We start from the raw sequence: 23,849 nt of genomic DNA on the forward strand, positions 1-23,849 counted from the left end.
GGTGGGTGGGGTCAGCGCCGCTGCGTCCGGACGAGCACTGCGGCGGCCGCGACCGAAGACTACCCAAGGAGGTCCCATCAGCACTGAGATCCGCGTCAACGAGCGCATTCGTGTACCTGAGGTTCGATTGATCGGCCCGGGCGGGGAGCAGGTAGGCATAGTGCGCATCGAAGATGCGCTTCGCGTCGCCGCGGATGCCGATCTCGACCTTGTCGAAGTCGCACCGACCGCCAAACCGCCGGTCTGCAAAATCATGGACTACGGCAAGTACAAGTACGAGGCGGCTCAAAAGGAGCGCGAGTCTCGCAAGAACCAGCAGCAGACCGTCGTCAAGGAACAGAAGCTGCGTCCCAAGATCGACGACCACGACTATGCGACGAAGAAGGGCCATGTGGTCCGCTTCCTCGAAGCCGGGGCCAAGGTCAAGGTGACCATCATGTTCCGCGGCCGTGAGCAGTCCCGGCCCGAGCTCGGCTACCGCCTGCTGCAGCGGCTGGGCGCCGACGTCGCCGAGTACGGCTTCGTCGAGACCTCCGCCAAGCAGGACGGACGCAACATGACGATGGTGCTGGCACCGCACCGCGGCGCGAAGACCCGCGCCAAGGCAGCAGAAGATGCCGGCGCGGGTGCGAAGCCCCCGGCAGCAGCCGCCCCTGCGGCGGATGCGGCCGAGCAGCAGCCCGAGAACTGAAAACCCCGACACCAGAACTGAGGAAACATGCCTAAGGCGAAAACCCACAGCGGCGCTTCGAAGCGGTTCCGCCGCACCGGAACCGGCAAGATCGTCCGGCAGAAGGCCAACGCTCGCCACCTGCTCGAGCACAAGCCGAGCACCCGCACCCGCCGCCTGGCCGGCCGCACCGACGTGGCCGCCAGCGACACCAAGCGCGTCAACGCGATGCTCAACGGCTGATTGCCGTTCTCGCACCGTTTCCCCTTACGCACAACGAGAGTAGGAACATCCCATGGCACGCGTGAAGCGCGCAGTCAACGCCCAGAAGAAGCGTCGTACAGTCCTGAAGGCTTCGAAGGGTTACCGTGGCCAGCGTTCGCGGCTGTACCGCAAGGCCAAAGAGCAGCAGCTGCACTCGCTGACCTACGCCTACCGGGACCGTCGAGCCCGCAAGGGTGAGTTCCGCAAGCTGTGGATCGCCCGCATCAACGCGGCCGCCCGCGCCAACGACATCACCTACAACCGCCTGATCCAGGGCCTCAAGGCCGCTGGTGTGGAGGTGGACCGCAAGAACCTCGCCGAGATCGCCGTCAGCGACGCCGCGGCGTTCACCGCGCTGGTCGAGGTCGCCCGGGCCGCGCTGCCCAGCGATGTCAACGCGCCGGCTTCTGCCTCCGGAGAGGCTGCCTGACCCGAACGCGCCGATGCTGACCGAACGTTCGGCCCGGGTGGTCGCGGCGGTCAAGCTGCATCGGCACGCGGCCAGGAAGCGCGAACGGCGCTTCCTGGCCGAGGGGCCCAATCTGGTCGAGTCCGCGCTCAGCCGCGGCTTGGCCCTGGAGGTCTTCGCCACCGAGTCGGCGGCGCAGCGTCATGCCGACCTACTGGCCGCCGCGCAGGCGCCGGTGCACCTCATCACCGAACGCGCGGCAAAAGCACTGTCGGACACCGTCACCCCGGCCGGATTGGTGGCGGTGTGCCCGCATTTCGACGCCGATCTGCAGGATTCGCTGGCCGAGTCGCCGCAGCTGGTGGCTGTCGCGGTGGGTATCGGCGAACCCGGAAACGCCGGCACCTTGATCCGTATCGCCGATGCCACCGGCGCCGACCTGGTGGTGCTGACCGGCAACAGCGTCGATCCCTACAACGGCAAGTGCCTGCGTTCCTCGGCGGGCAGCATCTTCAACATTCCGGTGGCAGTGGTCGCCGACACCGGTGCCGTGCTCGCGGCGTTGCACGGGGCGGGGTTGCAGGTGGTGGCCACGGCGCTGGACGGCGAGCTGAGCCTGGACGACGCCGATCCGGTGCTGACCGCGCGCACCGCGTGGCTGTTCGGTCCGGAGGCCCAGGGGCTGCCGGCCGACGCCGCCGCAGCCGCCGACCACCGGCTGCGCATCCCGATGTCGGGAGGCGCCGAGAGTCTGAATGTTGCTGCGGCAGCGGCGATCTGCCTGTATCAGAGCGCGCGGGTGCAGCGCCGCCAGTAGCGCGGCCGCCCCGCCCGCCTCAGGCGGCCTTGCGGCGGGGGCGTGGCGGCCGAGGGGTCAGCCCGGCGCCGGCGGCCAGCGAGAAGGTGCTGTGCATCAACGCCCCGGCGCGCTCCACCAGCTTCATCCCCGGGCTGACCGGCGGCACGTAGTGCATGCCGCTGCGGCGCCGCTCTTTGGGCGGCCCGGCGAACCAGGGCGCCTCCACCACGGGGGTGTCGCTGGGAATCTTGCCCTGTTCACGCCGGTAGCCGGCCAAAGCGCGCGGGTGCAGCCGGATCTCGTCGGGCACCACGCTGAACGCGAGGTGGCTGACCTTGCCCAGCAGCCGCAGCAGCACCTCGTCGCTCTCCGACCAGCGCAGGCCGGCCTTCTCCCGCACCGCCGGCTCGAAGAGCCCGGTCGCCACCCAGCGTTGGGCGGCCAGCGCCGGCTTGAACATCTGGTGCCACACCGCGTCGGGCATCGGCACGAACCACGGCTTGGGAATCTTGATGTTCAGGATGTCGATGGCGGCCGGCGTCAGTTCCAGCTCTTCCTCGCAGACGCGGTCCCAGTACTCGCAGAAGTCTTCCCAGGACTTGGGCACCGGGCGCATGCTCATGCCGTACATCCGGTACCACTGCACATGCTCGTCGAAGAGCTGCCGTTTTTCGGCCAGCGTCAGTCCGCCGTCGAAGTATTCGGCCAGCTTGATGATGAGCATGAAGAACGTGGCGTGCGCCCAGTAGAACGTGTCGGGGTCCAGGGCGTGGTAGCGGCGGCCCTGTTCGTCGACTCCCTTGATGTCGCGGTGGTAGTCGCGGATCGAGGAGCCGGTGTGCTGGGCGCGTGCACCGTCATAGACCACGCCCATGATCGGGTAGACCGACCGCATGACGCGCTGCATGGGCTCGCTCAAGATGGTGGAGTGGTCGGTGACGCCCGCACCCAGGCCGGGGTACATGTTCTCGATCGCACCGATCCAGACGCCCATGATGCCGGTGCGCAGGTCGCCGAAGTACTTCCACGTCAGGGAATCGGAGGTCAACGGCTCCACCGCCGGGGCCGGCTTGGGAGCGGCGGGAGCGCTGCTGTCGGCGGCCTGTGCGGGCTGCTCGACGGACGCGGTCGGCGTAACGGTCATCACGTCTCCTGTCTGGGAACCTGAAACCACGATAATTGTGACAACAGTCGTTGTCTACATTAGATGTGGCGCGTCGCAACAAAATAGCCGATCGTGGCGTGCGCCACCTGCCGGTGCCGTTGCCGGGGTCGATATGGCCACTTACGCTGATTCGCATGGACCTCGAGCGGGCCCGCGGGGAGGCCGATGGGCTCGGGGACAACGTGGAGAATCCCGCCCCGCAGAGCCCCAACAGTCGCCCGCAGTTCTCGCTCGACGAGGCTGCGGCGTGGCTGAACCGCACCACCAACGACATCCGGATCGTGGACCTGGTTCGCCGGGTGCGCCAGGTGTTGCCCGGCGATCCGGAGTTCGGTGATCCGCTGTCCACGGCCGGAGACGGCGGGCCGGAGTCGGCCGCGCGGGCGGCCGGCCGCTTGATCGGGGACCGATCCGCGGCGTCGCGGGAAGTCAGCCTGGGCGCCCTGCAGGTGTGGCAGGCGCTGACCAAACGGATTTCGCGCGGACCGGGCGACGCGGAGGCGACGCTGGTCTTCACCGACCTGGTCGGCTTCTCGGCCTGGTCGCTGCAGTCCGGCGACGATGCCACCCTCACCCTGCTGCGGCGGGTGTCCCGGGCGATCGAGCCGCCGGTGCTGGACGCCGGTGGCCGCATCGTCAAGCGGATGGGGGACGGGATGATGGCGGTGTTCCGCGACCCGTTGGTGGCGGTGGCGGCGCTGCTGGCGGCCCAAGAGGCGATTCGCGAGGTCGAGGTCAACGGACACACTCCGCGGATGCGGGTCGGCATCCACACCGGCCGGCCCCAGCGGTTGGCCGACGACTGGCTCGGGGTGGACGTGAATATCGCGGCCCGGGTCATGGAACGCGCCATCAAGGGCGGCATCGTGGTCTCCGGGCCGACCCTGAAACGCATTGATCCGGCCGATTTGGCCGAGTTGGGCGTGGTTGCCAAGCGGGCGCGCCGTCAGGTGCTCGCGGCCAAGACCAGCGGTGTCCCGGCAGATCTGGTGATGTACCGGCTCAAGGCAGTTCGCCAGAGCGCCCCGGACCCGGACTGATCCTGCCTCGCCACGGCTCCGGCGGCCGCCCTTTCGAGTGGATGAACCCCGTTCCTTGGAATACCCTGCGGTGAGCACCATAACTATTGACCGGTTTTCCACAGGTCGCCTTTATGCAGGAGCGGGGAGTCATGTCACGTCGGGAGCAGCGTCGCAACCACGGGCGTAAGAAGAATCGGCTGGTAGGCGCCGGTGGGACGGCGGCAGCGTTCCTGTCGTTCGGTGTGGCCCCGCTGGCCGCGTCGCCTGAGGCCAACGCCGACTGGGATTTCGATTGGCTCACTGATCTTTTCGCCGTCACAGATTCGGCGACCGGTTGGGACAGCACTGCCTGGGACATCGGGTCGTGGTTCAACTGGTCGGCTGACCCGGGCTTGGCGGACGCCAACCCGTTTGACCTGACCGGGCTGTTCAACGTGCTGGTCTACCAACCGATGTACACGTTTGTGGACTCCTGGATCGACAATCCGGCCAACGCGTGGATCATCGACACGGTCAACAGCTGGGCTCCAGAAGGTCAGTTCTATATCGGCGACGGCATCGACGGCACCGCGGACAACCCCGACGGCGGGACCGGTGGCCTCTGGTTCGGTGACGGTGGCGCCGGCTACTCCGCGGGCGAGGACGGCCTCGTCGGCGGCGGCGACGGCGGCGACGCCGGGTGGTTCGGCAACGGTGGTGCCGGCGGCGCCGGGATTGCCGGTCAAGACGGCGGCGACGGTGGTGCCGGTGGCTGGTTCATGGGTATCGGTGGCGCCGGTGGCGCCGGTGGCGAGGGCGGCAACGGCGGCGACGGCGGCGACGGCCTGGGCTGGCTGTTCGGCATCGGCGGTGCCGGTGGCGCCGGCGGAGTCGGCCTGACCGGCGAGACCGGGCTGGCCGGCACCTGGCTGGACGGCGGCAACGGCGTGGGCGGCATCGGCGGCACCGGTGGTGAGGGCGGCCGGGGCGGCAACGGTGGCGCCGCGAGCGACTCGATCTTCGGCAGCGGCGGTGCGGGCGGCAAGGGCGGTGTCGGCGGGGCCGGCGGCCAGGGCGGCACCGGTGCGGCCGGCGACGCCGACAACCTCAACGGCGGCACGGGCGGCGTGGGCGGTGCCGGCGGTGTCGGGGGCCAGGGCGGTAACGGCGGTGCGGGCAGCGCGCTGGGCAGCACCGGCGCAGCCGGCGAGGACACCGCGACCCTCGGCGATGGCGGCAGGGGCGGTACCGGCGGTGCCGGTGTGGACGCCACCGCCGACCATGTGGCGGGCAACGGCGGCGCCGGGGGCAACGGCGGTAACGGCGGCGAGACCGGTAATGGCGGCCAGGGCGGTACCGGCGGCGCCGGGGGCGCCGGGGGTGATGACGACACGCGCAGCGCCGGTAACGGTGGTCAGGGCGGCCAGGGCGGTACCGGCGGCCAGATCGGCAACGGCGGCCGCGGCGGTGACGGCGGTGCCGGTGGCATCAGCGGCACCTATGTAGGCGCCACCGGAGGTACCGGCGGTGTCGGCGGGCAGGGCGGTATCAGCGGCGCCGAGGCCGGCAACGGCGGCAACGGCGGCGTGGGCGGCGTGGGCGGCGCCGGGCACGCCGGCATCAGGGGCGGCAACGGCGCCGATGGCGTCAGCGGTGTCAACGACGGCGCGGGCCAGGCCGGCGGCCAGGGCGGTAACGGCTTCCATGGCGGCACCGGCGGCAAGGGCGGTGCCGCGGGTGGCTTGCAGGGCACCAATGACGTGGGCAAAGCGGGCCTGAACGGCAACGGCGGCCGCGGCGGCAACGGCGGCGCGGTCGGTGCCGGTGGTGACGGCGGCGCCGGTGCGACCGGTGTCTGGGGCGTGAACGGCTCTGGCGGCCTCGACGGTGCGGGCGGCGACGGCGGCCAGGCCGGCGCGAACGGCGCGGTGGCCGGCACTGCCGGCGCCGGCGGCGAGGCCGGCGGCGAGGGCGCCGCTAAGGGTTTGGCGGGCGATGCCGGCAGCCTGCAGCCGGTCGAGGCCAGTCACGGCGGCGCGGGCGGTGCAGGCGCCGACGCCGACGGCGCACACGACTACGGCGGTAACGGCGGTAACGGCGGCGACGGCAACGGCGGCGGCAACGGCGGTGCTGGCGGTGCGGGCGGCGCCGGCACCACCGGCGACGGCGGCAATGGCGGTAACGGCGGCAACGGCGGCGACGGATCGGTCAGCAACGGCGGTAACGGCGGTGCCGGCGGTGCCGGTGGCTCTTCGGAGTCCGGCGACGGCGGTAACGGCGGCGCCGGCGGCAAGGGCGGCAACGGCGATCACGGCGTGACCGGCTCCAAGGGCGGCCCCGGCATCGTCGGCGAGAACAACGGCGCCGGCGGCAAGGGCGGCAACGGCGGCACGGGCTTTGACGGCGGCAAGGGCGGCGCGGGTGGTGCCGGCGGCACTTCGGAGTCCGGCAACAGCGGCGCCAACGGCGACGGCGGCGACGGTGGTTTGGGCGGCAAGGGCGGTGCGGGTGGCGACGGCGGTAACGGCGCCGCGGGGCACTGGGATCACCGGGGCCAGTACGGCTTCGGCTCGGGCGGCATTGGCGGCAACGCCGGTAACGCCGGCGCTGCGGGCAAGGGCGGTGCCGCCGGCGAGGCAGGCACTGGCGGTGCCGAGGGCACCGGCAAAGCGGGGACCGCCGGCGCCGACGGCGTAGGGGTCATCGACACGGCCCAGGGCGGCCACGGCGGCAACGGTGCCGCGGGCACCGAGTTGCACCACAACGGCGGCGCCGGCGGCGACGGCGGCAGCGGCGGCACCCACGGCCACGGCGGCAACGGCGGTGCCGGTGGCAACGCGGAACAGGACGAGACCGGCAACGCCCTGACCGGGGGTAACGGCGGAGCCGGCGGTAAGGGCGGCGCCGGCGGCACGACCGAGGGCGACGGCGGTGACGGCGGTAACGGCGGCAACGCCACAGCCAAGCTCTCCGAAGACAGCAGCTCCGTGGCCACCCGGGGCGGCAACGGCGGGGCCGGCGGTAAGGGCGGCGCGGCCGTCAAGGGCGCCGGCGGCGACGGCGGCACGGGCGGTAAGGCCGGCGAGGGCACCCAGTACGGCGGTGTCGGCGGTAAGGGCGGCGACGGTGGCGCCGTCACCGGCGAGGGCAAGGGCGGTAACGGCGGCGACGGCGGGGCCGGCGGCGTGGCCACCGGCTGGAAGTCCGACGGCACCTGGGGCATCGACGGTTTCGCCAACAAGTTCGGGGCGGGCACCGTCCTGGGCGTCTCCGGAGCGGGCGGTGCCGGGGGCGCCGGCGGCGCGGGGACCACGGGTGGCGGCGGCAACGGCGGCAACGGCGGTGCCGGCGGAGCCGACGATGACAACGACGGCAGCACCGAGGTCATCTGGGGTGGCAACGGCGGCGCCGGTGGCGCCGGTGGTGCGGCCACCGACAGTGCCAAGGACGCCGCCGACAGCGGCCCCGGTGGTAACGGTGGCAACGGCGGTGCCGGAGGCCAGGGCACCGTCGCCGGGGGCAGCGGCGGCGCCGGTGGCGCCGGCGGCACCAGCGCCAGCGGCCAGGGCGGCCAGGGCGGTACCGGCGGCCAAGGCGCCAAGGGCACCGGCTGGAGCGACGTCAACGGCAGTGTGACCGGCAAGGGCCAGATCCTGAGCTTCGGCGGCAACGGCGGCCGCGGTGGCGCCGGCGGCAACGGGGAGACCGGCGGCGACGGCGGCAACGGCGGCAACGGCTATGAAGGGATCTCCGGCGGCAACAAGTTCAGCTCCGGCGGCGCCGGCGGTGCGGGCGGCGCCGGCGGCACCGGCACCACCGGCGACGGTGGGGACGGCGGCACGGGCGGCAACAGCGGAGACGGCAGCTGGCGGGCCGCCAATGGTGGCGCCGGTGGCGCCGGCGGCAGCAGCACCAGCGGAAACGGCGGCAAGGGCGGCGACGGCGGGGCCGGCGGCAGCCTGCTCCTGCCGGGTGGCGCCGCGCCGACCAACGGCCGGGCCGTCATGGTGGGCGCCGGCGGCAACGGCGGTGCCGGCGGCAGCAGCACCGCCGCCGACACCACCGGCACAGGTGGCGACGGCGGTAGCGGCGGCAAGGGCGGCGACGGCCTCGGCAACATCAGGGGCGGTGTCGGCGGCACCGGCGGCACCGGCGGCAAGGCGGGCAACGTGGCCGGCGAGGCCGGCGTCAAGCCCGCTACCCCCACCACCACCAGCGGTGGCGACGGCGGCGCCGGCGGCGCGGGCGCCGAGCCTGCCGGCAACGAGTAGGAGGCGGGGTTGTCCCGCACCTCTGCTGGTTGATCGATCAGCGGTAGATCGCACAAACGCCCGGCCGGAGTTTCCGGCCGGGCGTTGTGCGTGCATCGCTTCCCAGGAACGACACCGGTTCCCCGAAGTGGCTCGAAGGGTTGCTTCTAGAACAGGTCGAACCCGTCGACGTCGTCGAACCCGTCGAACAGGGAAACCGCACCCACCAGGAGCTGCAGGGGAATGTCGGTGAAGATGTTGGTGAAGCCGTAGGCCAAGCTGGCCGCGGCCAGGTTGAAGTCTCCGGCGGCGAATTCATCGAAGCTCTGGGCGATCTGGTCGAAAGCTTGGCCGAGCATATAGTCGACCTGCTCGAACGTGTCTTCGAGGTCGAAAGCCAGAAAGTAGAAGTCGGGCACACTCAACCAGACGGGGTCTTGCCCCACTGCCGCGTCGAATACCGTCAGCGCGCCGGCCAGCGGCGCATAGACAAACGCATTCGCGAATCCCGCGGCCAGCTGGCTGGCGCCCAGCGCGAGCTCGCCGAGGGACACGTACTCGAAGCCCGTGGAGAACTGGTGCTCGGATTCTTCGAAGATGTGCTGGATAACACCGAACGGGTCGCCCAGGTCCTGCGCGTCCGCGGTGAGAGTGATGTCGTAGTTGGCCAGTCCCGAGGCATTAACGGCAACTGGAGTGGAGACAAGCACACTTGCCGTGGCAAGTGCTACTCCGGCATGTACTAAGGCGGCTTGCAAAGGCTTCACCGTGTCCTCCAGTGGAGAAAGACTGACGAAAGTAGATAAATAAGGACAGTAGCTGAGGGTTTTCCAAGGTTCAACTGTTATTTCAGTCGGTTTCGACACAGGATTTCTTACGTGTGTTCCCCAGGATGCGATGGTGCCCAGGGGTTCCACGCAGCTCACTGTGGCGGTTTGCGACGTGCTCTATATGATCTGGACCGGCTGCTCATCAAGGCCGAGGTGTCCGGGGTCGTCCTCGAAACGCTTCCAAGTCAACTCCCGAAAGCAAGGAGAGTCTCGTCGCGTGGGCCAACAACCAGTCGACCCGTCCGTCATCTCCGAGGCGACCCTGACCTCCGCGCTGCAGGCAGCGCAGGCCGCGTTCGCCGCGGCAGCCGACCTGGACGCGCTGGCGCAGGCCAAAACCGAGCACCTGGGTGACCGGGCGCCGTTGGCCCTGGCCCGCCAGGCCCTGGCCAAACTGGACAAGGCCGACCGTGCCGACGCGGGCCGCCGGGTCAATGCCGCCCGCAGCGATGCTCAGCGCGCCTACGACGAGCGCTTGGCGGAGCTGCGCGCCGAACGCGACGCCGCCGTGCTGGCCGCCGAAAGCATCGACGTCACCCTGCCCTCGGCACGCAAACCCGTCGGCGCCCGCCACCCCATCACCATGCTGGCCGAACACGTCGCCGACACCTTCATCGCCATGGGCTGGGAGCTGGCCGAAGGGCCGGAGGTCGAAGCCGAGCACTTCAACTTCGACGCGCTGAACTTCCCGGTCGACCATCCGGCGCGCAGCGACTCCGACACCTTCCACATCGCCCCGCCCGGATCTCGGCAACTGCTGCGCACCCACACCTCACCGGTGCAGATCCGCGCCCTGCTGGCCCGGGAACTGCCGGTCTACGTGGTCTCGATCGGGCGCACCTTCCGCACCGACGAGCTCGACGCCACCCACACCCCGGTGTTCCACCAGGTCGAGGGGCTGGCGGTCGACCGCGGACTGACCATGGCGCACCTGCGCGGGACGCTGGACGCCTTCGCCCGGTCCGAGTTCGGGCCGGCCGCCAAAACCCGCATCCGCCCGCACTTCTTCCCGTTCACCGAGCCGTCGGCCGAGGTCGACATCTGGTTCGAGGGCAAGAAGGGCGGGCCGGGCTGGGTGGAGTGGGGCGGCTGCGGCATGGTGCACCCCAACGTGCTGCGCGCCGTGGGCATCGACCCGGAGGAATACTCCGGTTTTGCATTCGGCATGGGATTGGAGCGAACCCTGCAGTTCCGCAACGGAATTCCGGACATGCGTGACATGGTCGAAGGCGATGTCCGGTTCTCCCTGCCGTTCGGGGTGGGTGCCTGATGCGCATTCCCTACAGCTGGTTGCGGGAGACCCTGATCGCCGGTGCGCCGGGGTTTGACATCACCGCCGAGGAACTCGAGCAGGCGCTGCTGCGGATCGGCCACGAGGTCGAAGGCGTCCACACCCTGGGCCCGGTCACTGGGCCGTTCAAGGTCGGACGGGTCGCCGAGATCGAAGAGCTCACCGAGTTCAAGAAGCCGATCCGGGCCTGCCGGGTGGACGTCGGCGAAGCGGAATTGCGCGACATCGTCTGCGGCGCCAGGAATTTCACGGTCGGCGACCTGGTGGTGGTGGCATTGCCCGGCGCGGTGCTGCCCGGCGACTTCGCCATCGCGACCCGCAAGACCTACGGACGCACCTCCGACGGCATGATCTGCTCGGCCGCCGAGATCCGGCTGAGCACCGACCACTCGGGCATCCTGGTGCTGCCGGCCGGCACCGCCGAACCGGGCGCGGACGCGACCGCAGTGCTGGGCCTCGACGACGTGGTCTATGAGCTGGCCATCACCCCTGACCGCGGCTACTGCATGTCGGTGCGGGGGCTGGCGCGTGACCTGGCCTGCGCCCTGGACCTGGACTACCTCGACCCGGCCTCCGCGCAGGTGGTGACTCCGCTGCCCGCCGAGGGCGAGGCCTGGCCGCTGAGCGTGCAGCCGGGCACCGGGGTGCGCCGCTTCGCGTTGCGCAGCGTCACCGGTATCGACCCCGCGGCGGTATCGCCGTGGTGGCTGCAACGCCGCCTGGCGCTCTGCGGCATCCGGGCCATCTCCCCGGCCGTCGACGCCACCAACTACGTGATGGTCGAACTCGGTCACCCGATGCACGCCCACGACCGCGCCCGCATCACCGGCGGATTCGACGTCCGCTTCGCCCGCCCGGGCGAGACCGTCACCACGCTGGACGACGTCGAACGCAAGCTGGAACCGGTGGACGTGCTGATCGTCGACGACGTCGCCACCGCGGCGATCGGCGGCGTGATGGGTTCGGGCAGCACCGAAATGCGCGAGGACTCAACCGATGTGCTGCTGGAGGCCGCGATCTGGGATCCCGCGGCGGTGTCGCGGACCGCGCGGCGGCTGCACCTGCCCAGCGAGGCCGCCCGGCGTTACGAACGCAGCGTCGACCCCGCCATTTCGGTGGGCGTGCTGGACCGCTGTGCGCAGCTGCTGGCTGAGATCGCCGGGGGAGTCATCGAACCGGGCCTGACCGACTGGCGCGGCGAGCCCCCGGTGGACAACTGGAGCCCGCCCGCCGTGCAGATCGCGGCCGACCTGCCCGATCGGGTCGCCGGGGTCGGCTACCCGGAGGGCACCACCGCCCGGCGGCTCACCCAGACCGGCTGCGAGGTGGCCCGCAACGCCGGCGTGCTGATTGTCACCCCGCCGAGCTGGCGTCCGGACCTGCGGCAACCCGCCGACCTGGTCGAGGAGGTGCTGCGGCTGGAGGGTCTGGAGACCATCCCCTCGGTGCTGCCCACGGCACCGGCGGGACGCGGGCTGTCCGCCACCCAGCGCCGGCGCCGCGCGATCGGCAAATCGCTGGCCCTGGCCGGCTATGTCGAGGTGCTCACCTCGCCGTTTCTGCCCGCCGGGGTCTTCGACACCTGGGGGCTGGCGGCCGACGACCCCCGCCGCGCCACGGTGTCGGTGCTCAACCCGCTGGAGGCCGACCGGCCGCAGCTGGCCGGCACTTTGCTGCCCGGCCTGCTGGAAGCGTTGAACCGCAACGTCTCCCGGGGCATGGGCGACGTCGCCCTGTTCACCATCGCGCAGGTGGTGCAGCCTGCCGAGGCGGCCGAGTTCCCGGCCGTCACGCCCGCCCGGCGCCCGACCGACGCCGAGATCGCCGGAATCGACGCGGCTCTGCCGCGCCAGCCGCAGCACGTCGCGGTCGCGCTGACCGGCCTGGCCGAACCCCGCGGGCCGTGGGGTCCGGGCCGTCCCGTGGAAGCCGCCGACGCCATCGAGGCGGCCCGGGTGATCGCCCGGGCCAGCGGCGTCGAGGTCACGCTGCGCTCCGGGGCGTATCTGCCCTGGCACCCGGGCCGCTGCGCGCAGGTACTGGTCGGCGAGACCCTGATCGGTCATGCCGGGCAGCTGCATCCGGCCGTCATCGAACGAGCGGGGCTGCCCAAGGGCACCTGCGCGGTGGAGCTGAACCTGGACGCCATCGCCGTGACGCCCTCATTGCCGGCGCCCCGGGTGTCGCCGTTCCCGGCGGTGTTCCAGGACCTGGCGCTGGTGGTCGATGAGAAGGTGACCGCGCAGTCGGTGGCCGACGCGGTGCGTGAGGGCGCCGGGGAGCTGCTGGAGGACATCGCGCTGTTCGACGTCTACACCGGCCCGCAGGTCGGGGAGGGCCGCAAGTCGCTGGCGTTCGCGCTGCGCTTCCGGGCCGCCGACCGGACGCTGACCGAGGACGAGGCCAGCGCGGCCCGCGACGCCGCGGTCGCCCGCGCCGGAGAGGCCGTGGGCGCCGCCCTGCGCTGACGCCTGCGGGTGTGTGCGTTCGCGGGCTGTTGCGAAACCCCCTGCTCGGGCATGCTGGGAGGCGCCCGTCCTGCCGCGTGACTTCGAGGGGGTCCGCCCGATGAACGAAGCCGAAACCTACGACGTGATCGTTCTGGGCGCCGGACCGGTCGGGGAGAACGTCGCCGACCGCGCCCGGGCCGCCGGGCTGACGGTGGCGGTGGTCGAGCGCGAACTCATCGGCGGCGAGTGCTCGTACTGGGCCTGCGTGCCCAGCAAGGCACTGCTACGGCCGGTGCTGGCCCTCGACGACGTCCGCCGGGTGGCCGGCGCACGCCAGGCCGTCAGTTCGGCGATCGACACCGCCGCGGTGTTCGGACGGCGCAACCACTACGTGGGGGACTGGCACGACGACGGGCAGGCGGACTGGATCGCCGGAATCGGCGCGACCCTGGTGCGCGGCGACGGCCGCCTGGACGGCCCGCGGCGCGTGGTGGTCACCACGCCCGGCGGCGAGGTGAGGCTGATCGCCCGGCAGGCGGTGGTGGTCTGCACCGGAACCCGTGCGGCGCTTCCGGATCTGCCCGGCATCCCCGAGGTGCGCCCGTGGACCAATCGGGAGGCCACCGAAGCGACCTCGGTCCCGCGGCGTCTGGCCGTCGTCGGCGCCGGGGGCGTCGGGGTGGAAATGGCCACGGCCTGGCAGGGTTTGGGTTCGGCGGTGACGCTGCTGGTGCGCGGGAAGGGGCTGCTGCCGCGGATGGAGCCGTTCGTCGGGGAGTACGTGGCCGGCGGGCTGACCGACGCGGGAGTCGATGTGCGCTTCGGCGTCTCGGTCGCCCGGCTGCAGCGCCGCGAGGCGGACGGGCCGGTGCAGGTGGAACTGACCGACGGCAGCGCGCTGGAGGTCGACGAGATCCTGTTCGCCACCGGCCGCCGGCCGGCGACCGCCGACATCGGGCTGGAGACCGTCGGACTGACCCCGGGTGACTGGCTGGAGGTCGACGACACCTGCCGGGTGCGCGCCGTCGAGGACGGCTGGCTGTACGCGTGCGGCGACGTCAACCACCGGGCGCTGCTGACCCACCAGGGCAAGTACCAGGCCCGCATCGCCGGCGACGTGATCGGCGCCCGCGCGGCCGGGCGGCCGCTGGACCCCGCGCCGTGGGGCTGCCACACCGCGACAGCGGACACCCACGCGGTGCCGCAGGTGTTCTTCACCGACCCCGAAGCGGCCGCGGTGGGCCTCACCGCCGAAAAGGCCCAGCGTGCCGGCCACCGGGTGCATGTGGTGGACGTGGAGATCGGTGATGCCGTGGTGGGCGCCCAGCTGCACGCCGACGGATACCGCGGGCGGGCGCGCATGGTGGTCGACGTCGACAACGAGTACCTGCTCGGCGTCGCGTTCGTCGGCCCGGGGGTGGCCGAGTTGCTGCATTCGGCCACCGTGGCCGTCGCGGGCCGGGTGCCGATCAGCCGGTTGTGGCATGCCGTGCCGTGCTTTCCGACCATCAGCGAGGTGTGGCTGCGGCTGCTGGAGGCCTACCGCGACGCCGCGGTGACCCAGACCCCGGCCGGCGTGACGTGACACCCTTCGGGCGGCGCGCCCGTAGCGTAATTAGTTTGCATATGGCCGCATAGTCATGCAGAATCGCCCGGTGACTACAGCGATCAACGTGGCGGTGGCCGGCGCCAGCGGCTACGCCGGCGGGGAAATCCTGCGGCTGCTGCTCGGGCATCCCGCCTACGCCGACGGCCGGCTGCGCATCGGCGCCCTGACCGCCGCGGGTAACGCCGGCAGCACCCTGGGCGAACAGCACTCGCACCTGGTACCGCTGGCCGACCGGGTGCTGGAACCCACCGACGTGAGCGTTCTGGCCGGCCACGACGTGGTGTTCCTGGGCCTGCCGCACGGACATTCGGCGGAGCTGGCCGAACAGCTCGGCGACGACACCGTGGTCATCGACTGCGGAGCCGACTTCCGGTTGGGCGACCCCGGCGACTGGGAACGCTTCTACGGCTCGCCGCACGCCGGGACGTGGCCCTATGGGCTGCCCGAATTGCCCGGCGGGCGCGACAAACTCAAAGACGCCCGGCGGATCGCGGTCCCCGGGTGTTACCCGACCGCGGCGTTGCTGGCGCTGTTCCCGGCCGTCGCCGCCGGCCTGGTGGAGCCCGATGTCACCGTGGTGGCCGTCAGCGGCACCTCCGGTGCGGGCAAGGCCGCCAAGGTCGACCTGCTGGGCTCGGAGGTGATCGGATCGGCGCGGGCCTACAACATCGGCGGCGTGCACCGGCACACCCCGGAGATCGGCCAGGGCCTGCGCGCGGTCACCCAGCGCGACGTCAGGGTCGCGTTCATCCCGGTGCTGATCCCGGCCTCGCGGGGAATCCTGGCCACCTGCACCGCGAAAACCACCGCGCCGTTGTCCGAGCTGCGCGCGGCCTACGAAAAGACCTACGCCGACGAGCCGTTCGTGCACCTGCTGCCGCAGGGCCAGCTGCCCAAGACGGGATCGGTGATCGGCAGCAACGCCGCGCATCTCGCGGTGGACCTCGACGCGGACGCCTCGACGTTCATCGCGATCGCCGCGATCGACAACCTGGTCAAAGGCACCGGTGGAGCGGCGGTGCAGGCGATGAACCTGGCGCTGGGCTGGCCGGAGACCGAAGGCCTGTCCGTGGTGGGAGTGGCACCGTGACCGCCGGCCACACCCTGGTACGCGAGCAGGGCGTCACCGCACCCGAAGGCTTCCGGGCCGCCGGAATCGCCGCCGGCATCAAGGCTTCGGGCAAGCCGGACCTGGCGCTGGTGTTCAACGAGGGGCCGGACTACGCCGCCGCGGGGGTGTTCACCAGCAACCAGGTCAAGGCCGCGCCGGTGCAGTGGAGCCGCCAGGTGCTCACGTCCGGCCGGCTGCGGGCGGTGATCCTCAACTCCGGCGGCGCCAACGCCTGCACCGGCCCGGGCGGCTTCCAGGACACCCACGCCACCGCCGAGGCGGTCGCGGCCGCGTTGTCGGCCTGGGGCACCGAGACCGGAGCGATCGAGGTCGCGGTCTGCTCCACCGGCCTGATCGGCGACCGGCTGCCCATGGACAAGCTGCTGTCCGGGGTCACCGAGGTGGTGCAGGCGATGGCCGGCGGCCTGGTCGGCGGAGACGACGCCGCCCGCGCCATCATGACCACCGACACCGTCCCCAAACAGGTTGCGCTGCACCACAAGGACAGTTGGACAGTGGGCGGCATGGCCAAGGGCGCCGGGATGATGGCGCCGTCGTTGGCCACCATGCTGGTGGTGCTGACCACCGACGCCAAAGTCGACGCCGCGGCGCTCGACGGCGCGCTGCGCCGGGCCGCCGCGTTGACTTTCGACCGGCTGGACGTCGACGGCAGCTGCTCCACCAACGACACCGTGCTGCTGCTGTCGTCGGGAGCCAGCGAGATCACGCCCAGCCGCGACGAGCTCGACGCCGCGGTGCTGGCGGTCTGCGACGACCTGTGCGCCCAGCTGCAGGCCGACGCCGAGGGCGTCACCAAACGGGTGGCCATCACCGTCACCGGCGCGCCCGACGACAGCGACGCCCTGGTCGCCGCCCGGATCGTGGCCCGCGACAGCCTGGTCAAAACCGCGCTGTTCGGCTCGGACCCCAACTGGGGCCGGGTGCTGGCCGCCATCGGGATGGTGCCGTTCACCATCGAACCGGACCGGATCACGGTGTCGTTCAACGGCTTCCCGGTCTTCAGTGCGGGCATGCCGATGCCCGGCGCCCGCGAGGTCGACCTGTCCGCGGCCGACATCGAGGTCAAGGTGGAACTGGACATCGGCGTCGGGCAGGCCACCGTGCGCACCACCGACCTGTCCCACGCCTACGTCGAAGAGAATTCCGCGTACTCCTCATGATTCCCACACACGTCAAAGCCCAGGTGCTGGCCGAAGCCCTGCCCTGGCTCAAGCAGCTGCACGGCCGGATCGTCGTCGTCAAGTACGGCGGCAACGCCATGACCGACGACACCCTCAAGCACGCGTTCGCCGCCGACATGGCGTTCCTGCGCAACTGCGGCATCCACCCGGTCGTGGTGCACGGCGGCGGCCCGCAGATCAGCGCCATGCTCAAGAAGCTCGGCATCGAAGGCGACTTCAAGGGCGGCTTCCGGGTCACCACGCCCGAAGTGCTCGATGTGGCGCGCATGGTGCTGTTCGGCCAGGTCGGCCGGGAACTGGTGGGCCTGATCAACGCCCACGGCCCGTACGCGGTCGGCATCACCGGTGAGGACGCCGCGCTGTTCACCGCGGTTCGCCGCAGCGTCACCGTGGACGGGGTCGACACCGACATCGGCCTGGTCGGCGACGTCGAGAAGGTCAACGCCGCCGCGGTGCTGGACCTCATTGCCGCGGGACGGATCCCGGTGGTCTCCACCCTGGCACCCGACCCGGACGGGGTGGTGCACAACATCAATGCCGACACCGCTGCGGCCGCGCTGGCCGAAGCCCTGCGGGCCGAGAAACTGCTGATGCTCACCGATGTCGACGGCCTCTACACCGACTGGCCCAACACCGATTCGCTGGTCAGCGAGATCGACACCGCGACCCTGGAGCGGCTGCTGCCGACCCTGGAGTCCGGCATGATCCCCAAGGTCGAAGCCTGCCTGCGCGCCGTGCGCGGCGGGGTGCCCAGCGCCCACATCATCGACGGCCGGGTCCAACACTGCGTCCTGGTCGAGCTGTTCACCGATGCCGGCACCGGAACCAAGGTGGTAAACCCCTGATGACTCGCGTCCACGACGATGCAGAGCGGAGCCTGCGGAGCGATGAGGAGGAGTGGCGCCAATGACCCTGCAGGACCGCTGGTCTGCGGTGATGATGAACAACTACGGCACCCCGCCGCTGGCCCTGGTCAGCGGCGAGGGCGCGGTGGTGACCGACGAGGCCGGTAAGAGCTACCTCGACCTGCTCGGCGGGATCGCGGTCAACGTGCTCGGTCACCGGCACCCGGCGGTGATCGAGGCCGTCACCCGCCAGCTGAACACGTTGGGCCACACCTCCAACCTGTACGCGACCGAACCGGGCATCGCCCTGGCCGAGGGCCTGGTCGGACATCTGGGTGTTCCGGCGCGGGTGTTCTTCTGCAACTCGGGAGCCGAGGCCAACGAAGCGGCCTTCAAGATGACCCGGCTCACCGGCAAGACGAAAATCGTTGCCGCCCAAGGCGCGTTTCACGGCCGGACCATGGGTTCGCTGGCCCTGACGGGACAGCCCGACAAGCGGGCGCCGTTCGAGCCGCTGCCCGGCGAGGTGGTCCACGTTCCCTACGGTGACGTCAAGGCGCTTGCCGCCGCGGTGGATTCGACCACTGCCGCGGTGTTCCTGGAACCGATCATGGGGGAGGGCGGCGTGGTCACACCGCCCGCCGGCTACCTGGCGCAGGCGCGCGGTATCACCGCCGCCCACGGTGCGCTGCTGGTGCTCGACGAAGTCCAGACCGGGATCGGCCGCACCGGCGCCTTCTACGCACACCAGCACGACGGCATCGTCCCCGACATCGTCACGCTCGCCAAGGGCCTGGGCGGCGGGCTGCCGATCGGCGCCTGCCTGGCCGTCGGTGCGGCCGGCGACCTGCTGACCCCGGGCAGCCACGGCAGCACCTTCGGCGGCAACCCGGTGTGCACCGCGGCCGCGCTGGCGGTGCTGGAGGCCCTGGTTGAAGGCGACCTGATCGCCAAGGCGGGCACACTCGGCAAGACGCTGAGCCACGGCATCGAAGAGCTGGCCCATCCGCTGATCGACCATGTCCGCGGCAAGGGCCTGCTGCAGGGCGTGGTGCTGCGCGAGCCGAAGGCCAAGGCCGTCGAGCTCGCCGCCCGCCAGGCCGGCTTCCTGGTCAACGCCGCCGCGCCCGGCGTGGTCCGGCTCGCGCCACCGCTGATCATCACCGAAGAACAGATCGACAGCTTCATCACTGCCCTGCCGGCAGTGCTCGACACCGCGAACGAGGCTCAGTCATGATTCGGCACTTCCTGCGCGACGACGACGTCACCCCGGCCGAGCAGGCCGAAATCCTGGCACTGGCAGCGGAACTGAAAGCCAAGCCGTTCAGCGCCCGGCCGCTCGAGGGCCCCCGCGGGGTCGCGGTGATCTTCGACAAGAACTCCACCCGCACCCGGTTCTCCTTCGAGCTGGGCATCGCCCAGCTCGGCGGCCACGCCGTCGTCGTCGACGGCCGCTCCACCCAGCTGGGCCGCGACGAAACCCTGGAAGACACCGGACAGGTGCTCTCGCGCTACGTCGACGCCATCGTGTGGCGCACCTTCGCCCAGGACCGCCTGACGGCGATGGCCTCGACCGCCACGGTGCCGATCGTCAACGCGCTCTCCGATGAGTTCCACCCCTGTCAGGTGCTGGCCGACCTGCAGACCATCGCCGAGCGCAAGGGCGACCTCAAGGGCCTGAAACTGACCTACCTGGGCGACGGCGCCAACAACATGGCGCACTCGCTGATGCTGGGCGGCGTCACCGCCGGACTGCACGTCACCGTCGCCGCCCCGGATGGCTTCACCCCGGACCCCGCCGTGGTGGCCGCCGCGCAGGCCCGCGCCGCCGACACCGGCGCCTCGATCACCCTCACCGCCGATGCCGCCAAGGCCGCCACCGGCGCCGACGTGCTGGTCACCGACACCTGGACCTCGATGGGCCAGGAGGACGACGGCCTGGACCGGGTGGCGCCGTTCCGGCCCTTCCAGATCAACGACGAACTGGTGGCGCTGGCCGACTCGGACGTCACCGTGCTGCACTGCCTGCCGGCCCACCGCGGCGACGAGATCACCGATGCGGTGATCGACGGGCCGCACAGTGCGGTGTGGGACGAAGCCGAGAACCGGCTGCACGCGCAGAAGGCGCTGTTGGTGTGGCTGCTGGACCGGTCGCGATGAGCCGAGCCGACAGCAGCGTCACGCGGGTGGGCCGCCAGGCCCGCATCGTGGAGGTGCTGTCCTCGGCAGCGGTGCGCAGCCAGACCGAACTGGCCGCGATCCTGGCCGCCGACGGCATCGAGGTCACCCAGGCCACCTTGTCGCGCGACCTCGAAGAACTGGGCGCGGTCAAACTGCGCGGCGTCGACGGGGGAGCCGGGGTGTATGTGGTGCCCGAGGACGGCAGCCCGGTGCGCGCGGTCTCCGGCGGAACCGACCGGCTGTGCCGGCTGCTGGGGGAGCTGCTGGTGTCCACCGACGCCACCGGTAATCTCGCCGTGCTGCGCACCCCACCCGGGGCGGCGGACTACCTGGCCAGTGCCATCGATCGGGCCGCGCTACCGTACGTGGTCGGCACCATCGCCGGGGATGACACCATCTTCGTAGCGGCCCGTGAGCCGATGACCGGCGCCGAACTGGCCGCCGCCCTCAACGACCTGCAGTAAGACCAAGAGCACACAGCAAGGAGATCTCGATGTCCGAACGCGTCATCCTGGCGTATTCCGGTGGCCTGGACACCTCGGTGGCGATCAGCTGGATCGGCAAGGAGACCGGCCGCGAAGTGGTCGCGGTCGCCATCGACCTCGGCCAGGGCGGCGAGGACATGGAGGTGGTGCGGCAGCGGGCACTGGACTGCGGCGCCGTGGAAGCCGTCGTGGTGGACGCCCGCAACGAGTTCGCCGACGAGTACTGCCTGCCCACCATCAAGGCAAACGCGCTCTACATGGACCGCTACCCGCTGGTGTCGGCCATCAGCCGGCCGCTGATCGTCAAGCACCTGGTGGATGCCGCGCGCAGCCACGGGGGCACCATCGTGGCGCACGGCTGCACCGGCAAGGGCAACGACCAGGTCCGCTTCGAGGTCGGCTTCGCCTCGCTGGCGCCCGAACTCGACGTGATCGCCCCGGTCCGCGACTACGCCTGGACCCGCGAGAAGGCGATCGCCTTCGCCGAGCAGAACGACATCCCGATCAACGTCACCAAGCGCTCGCCGTTCTCCATCGACCAGAACGTCTGGGGCCGCGCGGTGGAGACCGGCTTCCTCGAAGACCTGTGGAACGCCCCCACCAAGGACGTCTACGACTACACCGAGGACCCGACGGTCAACTTCAACGCCCCCGACGAGCTGATCATCAGCTTCGACAAGGGCCGCCCGGTGGCCATCGACGGGCGCCCGCTCAGCGTCCTGCAGATCATCCAGGAGCTCAACACCCGGGCCGGCGCGCAGGGCGTGGGCCGGCTCGACGTGGTCGAGGACCGGCTGGTGGGCATCAAGAGCCGCGAGATCTACGAGGCGCCCGGCGCCATGGTGCTGATCACCGCGCACACCGAGCTCGAGCACGTCACCCTGGAGCGGGAACTGGGCCGCTACAAGCGCGGCGTAGACCGCAAGTGGGGCGAGCTCACCTACGACGGCCTGTGGTTCAGCCCGCTCAAGCGGTCGCTGGAGGTGTTCGTCGAGGACACCCAGCAGCACGTGTCCGGCGACATCCGCCTGGTCCTGCACGGTGGCAGCATCATCGTCAACGGCCGGCGCAGCGCCGAGTCGCTGTATGACTTCAACCTGGCCACCTATGACGAGGGCGACACCTTCGACCAGAGCGCCGCCCGCGGCTTCGTCCAGATCCACGGCCTGAGCTCGAAGATCTCCGCCCGCCGGGACTTGGGGTGAGCACCAACGAGGGATCACTGTGGGGCGGGCGGTTCGCCGAAGGACCGTCCGACGCGCTCGCGGCGCTGAGCAAGTCCACCCACTTCGACTGGGTGCTGGCGCCCTACGACATCGCCGCGTCCAAGGCGCACGCCAAGGTGCTCTACGACGCCGGGCTGCTCACCGCCGAGCAGCGTGACGGGCTGCTGGTCGGCCTGGACAGCCTCGGCGAGGATGTCGCCGACGGCAGCTTCGGGCCCCTGGTCACCGACGAGGACGTGCACGGCGCGCTGGAACGCGGCCTGATCGACCGGGTGGGGCCGGAGCTGGGCGGCCGGTTGCGCGCTGGGCGCTCGCGCAACGACCAGGTGGCCACCCTGTTTCGGCTGTGGCTGCGCGACGCGGTGCGCCGGGTGGCCGCCGGGGTGCTCGACGTGGTCGAGGCGCTGGCCGAGCAGGCCGCCGCCCACCCCGGCGCGATCATGCCGGGCAAGACGCACCTGCAGTCCGCGCAGCCGGTGCTGCTGGCGCATCACCTGCTGGCCCACGCCCAACCGCTGCTGCGCGACGTGGACCGCATCGCCGACTTCGACGCCCGCGCAGCGGTGTCCCCGTACGGTTCGGGTGCGCTGGCCGGCTCGTCGCTGGGCCTGAACCCGGACGCCATCGCCGCCGAACTCGGCTTCACCGCGGCCGCGGACAACTCGATCGACGCCACCGCCGCGCGCGATTTCGCCGCGGAGGCCGCCTTCGTGTTCGCGATGATCGCCGTCGACCTGTCCCGGCTGGCCGAGGACATCATCTTGTGGAGTTCCACCGAATTCGGCTATGCCGTGCTGCACGACTCCTGGTCGACCGGCAGCTCGATCATGCCGCAGAAGAAGAATCCTGACATCGCCGAACTGGCCCGCGGCAAGTCCGGCCGGCTGATCGGCAACCTCACCGGTCTGCTGGCCACCCTCAAGGCTCAGCCGTTGGCCTACAACCGGGACCTGCAGGAGGACAAGGAGCCGGTGTTCGACTCGGTGGCGCAGCTGGAGCTGCTGCTGCCCGCGATGGCCGGCCTGGTGGGCACCTTGCGGTTCGACACCGAACGGATGGCCGCACTGGCTCCCGCCGGCTACACCCTGGCCACCGACATCGCCGAATGGCTGGTGCGCCAAGGTGTTCCGTTCCGCGTCGCACACGAGGCGGCGGGCGCCGCGGTGCAGGCGGCCGAGCAGCGCGGCGTCGGGCTGGATGAGCTGACCGACGCGGAGCTGGCCGCCATCAGCGCCGACCTCACTCCGCAGGTGCGCGAGGTGCTGACCGTCGAGGGCTCAGTGGCATCCCGCGATGCCCGCGGCGGGACTGCGCCGGTGCGGGTGGCCGAGCAGCTGGCGGGTCTGCGCGAGCGTGCCGCCGACCAGCGCCGCTGGCTCAACGGCTGACGTCTGCGCGCCGATACGCGGCCAGATTCCCGGCCAGCTCGTCGAACAGGTCCTGGTTCAGCCCGAACGCGAACCGGACCTCATCGACCACCCCGTCGATCTCGTCGGGTGTAAGGCCGAGATTGTCGAGGCGGGCACGGTAGGCGTCCTTGTACGGTTTCGCCCGCACCGGGAACTCATAGAACGCCAGGCCGGCGCCGTCGAGCCCGAACGTGCGGTCCAGCACGCGCCCGATGGCCTGGCCGCCGGACAGATCACCCAGATAGCGGGTGTAGTGGTGGGCCAGCAGGGCGCCGTCTGAGGCGATGGCGATCCGCTCGCAGTACGCCTGAGCGGCAGGCGAATCCACGGCCCGAGCCGTCCCGTTCGTCCAGAAGTCGAGGTCGCTGTCGAGGGCCGCCACCCGCTCCAGCTCAGGGTCGTAGACCGACGCCACCAGTGGGCTGTCGCGGCGCTGCCGCACCGCCTCTTCCAGAGCGGCATAGATCATCCGCAACCGCGCAAGGTAGTCGGCGTAGCCCTGTTCGTTGACGTTGCCGCCCATCAGTTCCGACACGAACGGTGAGGCCTCGGCGGCGTCGTGCGCGGCTTGCGATCCCTCCCGCATCGCGGTGGACAACGAACGGAGGGCATCGGGGTCCACCTGGGCCTGCATCGACATTTCCCATCCATT

At 71.1% G+C, this 23,849-nt stretch carries 20 protein-coding genes; 17 read left to right on the top strand and 3 right to left on the bottom strand.

Annotation, left to right across the window (positions count from 1 at the left end; genetic code table 11):
* Nucleotides 1-37: 37 nt before the first annotated feature.
* The 4 genes from infC to AWC02_RS00910 are packed head-to-tail and all read left to right on the top strand — an operon-like array spanning nucleotide 38 to nucleotide 2,160.
* Nucleotides 38-691: a translation initiation factor IF-3 gene (gene infC, locus AWC02_RS00895; RefSeq protein WP_109560808.1), complete on the top strand. Its 654-nt coding sequence runs from the start codon at nucleotides 38-40 to the stop codon at nucleotides 689-691.
* Between the two features lie 27 nt (nucleotides 692-718).
* Nucleotides 719-913, top strand: a complete 195-nt coding sequence (rpmI, locus tag AWC02_RS00900) for a 50S ribosomal protein L35 (protein WP_046285567.1) — start codon at nucleotides 719-721, stop codon at nucleotides 911-913.
* A 52-nt stretch (nucleotides 914-965) separates the two neighbouring features.
* Nucleotides 966-1,364, top strand: coding sequence for a 50S ribosomal protein L20 (gene rplT / locus AWC02_RS00905; RefSeq protein ID WP_085126371.1), 399 nt, complete (start codon nucleotides 966-968; stop codon nucleotides 1,362-1,364).
* Nucleotides 1,365-1,377: 13 nt separating this feature from the next.
* Nucleotides 1,378-2,160: a TrmH family RNA methyltransferase gene (locus AWC02_RS00910; RefSeq protein WP_085126373.1), complete on the top strand. Its 783-nt coding sequence runs from the start codon at nucleotides 1,378-1,380 to the stop codon at nucleotides 2,158-2,160.
* A 19-nt stretch (nucleotides 2,161-2,179) separates the two neighbouring features.
* On the opposite strand, the gene AWC02_RS00915 is transcribed toward AWC02_RS00910, so the two are convergent.
* Entirely contained in the window at nucleotides 2,180-3,286 is a 1,107-nt protein-coding gene (locus AWC02_RS00915; RefSeq protein ID WP_085126374.1) for an oxygenase MpaB family protein, read from the bottom strand.
* A 155-nt stretch (nucleotides 3,287-3,441) separates the two neighbouring features.
* Between AWC02_RS00915 and AWC02_RS00920 the strand changes: the two genes are divergently transcribed.
* On the top strand, nucleotides 3,442-4,347 hold the full coding sequence (locus tag AWC02_RS00920) for an adenylate/guanylate cyclase domain-containing protein (protein WP_085126376.1): 906 nt from the start codon (nucleotides 3,442-3,444) through the stop codon (nucleotides 4,345-4,347).
* Between the two features lie 131 nt (nucleotides 4,348-4,478).
* Nucleotides 4,479-8,579 (top strand): PGRS repeat-containing protein, encoded by a 4,101-nt coding sequence (locus AWC02_RS22765; protein WP_207567970.1) that lies wholly within the window; start codon nucleotides 4,479-4,481, stop codon nucleotides 8,577-8,579.
* Nucleotides 8,580-8,725: 146 nt separating this feature from the next.
* Here AWC02_RS22765 and AWC02_RS00935 read toward each other — a convergent pair whose 3' ends face one another.
* The gene (locus tag AWC02_RS00935; protein WP_085126378.1) at nucleotides 8,726-9,268 is read right to left on the bottom strand and encodes a hypothetical protein; all 543 of its coding nucleotides are present in this window, start codon (nucleotides 9,266-9,268) and stop codon (nucleotides 8,726-8,728) included.
* A gap of 337 nt (nucleotides 9,269-9,605) precedes the next feature.
* On the opposite strand from AWC02_RS00935, the gene pheS reads away from it, so the two are divergent.
* The 11 genes from pheS to argH all read left to right on the top strand — a co-directional run bounded on the left by pheS (nucleotide 9,606) and on the right by argH (nucleotide 23,176).
* Nucleotides 9,606-10,658: a phenylalanine--tRNA ligase subunit alpha gene (gene pheS, locus AWC02_RS00940; protein ID WP_085126380.1), complete on the top strand. Its 1,053-nt coding sequence runs from the start codon at nucleotides 9,606-9,608 to the stop codon at nucleotides 10,656-10,658.
* On the top strand, nucleotides 10,658-13,147 hold the full coding sequence (gene pheT / locus AWC02_RS00945) for a phenylalanine--tRNA ligase subunit beta (protein ID WP_085126382.1): 2,490 nt from the start codon (nucleotides 10,658-10,660) through the stop codon (nucleotides 13,145-13,147). Before pheS ends, pheT begins: the two co-directional genes overlap by 1 nt.
* Before the next feature lie 100 nt (nucleotides 13,148-13,247).
* A complete protein-coding gene (locus AWC02_RS00950) occupies nucleotides 13,248-14,714 on the top strand; it encodes a dihydrolipoyl dehydrogenase family protein (protein WP_085126384.1) in 1,467 nt (488 codons plus the stop codon).
* A 55-nt stretch (nucleotides 14,715-14,769) separates the two neighbouring features.
* Complete coding sequence (gene argC / locus AWC02_RS00955) at nucleotides 14,770-15,828, top strand: N-acetyl-gamma-glutamyl-phosphate reductase (protein WP_085126386.1); 1,059 nt, start codon at nucleotides 14,770-14,772, stop codon at nucleotides 15,826-15,828.
* A complete protein-coding gene (gene argJ, locus AWC02_RS00960) occupies nucleotides 15,825-17,030 on the top strand; it encodes a bifunctional glutamate N-acetyltransferase/amino-acid acetyltransferase ArgJ (protein WP_085126388.1) in 1,206 nt (401 codons plus the stop codon). Before argC ends, argJ begins: the two co-directional genes overlap by 4 nt.
* Nucleotides 17,027-17,896, top strand: a complete 870-nt coding sequence (argB, locus tag AWC02_RS00965) for an acetylglutamate kinase (protein WP_085126390.1) — start codon at nucleotides 17,027-17,029, stop codon at nucleotides 17,894-17,896. Before argJ ends, argB begins: the two co-directional genes overlap by 4 nt.
* Before the next feature lie 61 nt (nucleotides 17,897-17,957).
* Nucleotides 17,958-19,133: an acetylornithine transaminase gene (locus tag AWC02_RS00970; protein ID WP_085126392.1), complete on the top strand. Its 1,176-nt coding sequence runs from the start codon at nucleotides 17,958-17,960 to the stop codon at nucleotides 19,131-19,133.
* Nucleotides 19,130-20,056, top strand: a complete 927-nt coding sequence (gene argF / locus AWC02_RS00975) for an ornithine carbamoyltransferase (RefSeq protein ID WP_085126394.1) — start codon at nucleotides 19,130-19,132, stop codon at nucleotides 20,054-20,056. The genes AWC02_RS00970 and argF overlap by 4 nt, the downstream gene beginning before the upstream one ends.
* Nucleotides 20,053-20,541, top strand: a complete 489-nt coding sequence (locus tag AWC02_RS00980; protein WP_085126396.1) for an arginine repressor — start codon at nucleotides 20,053-20,055, stop codon at nucleotides 20,539-20,541. The genes argF and AWC02_RS00980 overlap by 4 nt, the downstream gene beginning before the upstream one ends.
* A 29-nt stretch (nucleotides 20,542-20,570) precedes the next feature.
* Nucleotides 20,571-21,767, top strand: a complete 1,197-nt coding sequence (locus AWC02_RS00985; protein WP_085126398.1) for an argininosuccinate synthase — start codon at nucleotides 20,571-20,573, stop codon at nucleotides 21,765-21,767.
* Nucleotides 21,764-23,176: an argininosuccinate lyase gene (argH, locus tag AWC02_RS00990; RefSeq protein WP_085126400.1), complete on the top strand. Its 1,413-nt coding sequence runs from the start codon at nucleotides 21,764-21,766 to the stop codon at nucleotides 23,174-23,176. The genes AWC02_RS00985 and argH overlap by 4 nt, the downstream gene beginning before the upstream one ends.
* Here argH and AWC02_RS00995 read toward each other — a convergent pair.
* On the bottom strand, nucleotides 23,166-23,837 hold the full coding sequence (locus tag AWC02_RS00995; protein WP_085126402.1) for a biliverdin-producing heme oxygenase: 672 nt from the start codon (nucleotides 23,835-23,837) through the stop codon (nucleotides 23,166-23,168). The genes argH and AWC02_RS00995 overlap by 11 nt on opposite strands.
* Between the last annotated feature and the right edge of the window lie 12 nt (nucleotides 23,838-23,849).

Source organism: Mycolicibacter engbaekii, assembly GCF_002101585.1.
Classification (GTDB): domain Bacteria; phylum Actinomycetota; class Actinomycetes; order Mycobacteriales; family Mycobacteriaceae; genus Mycobacterium; species Mycobacterium engbaekii.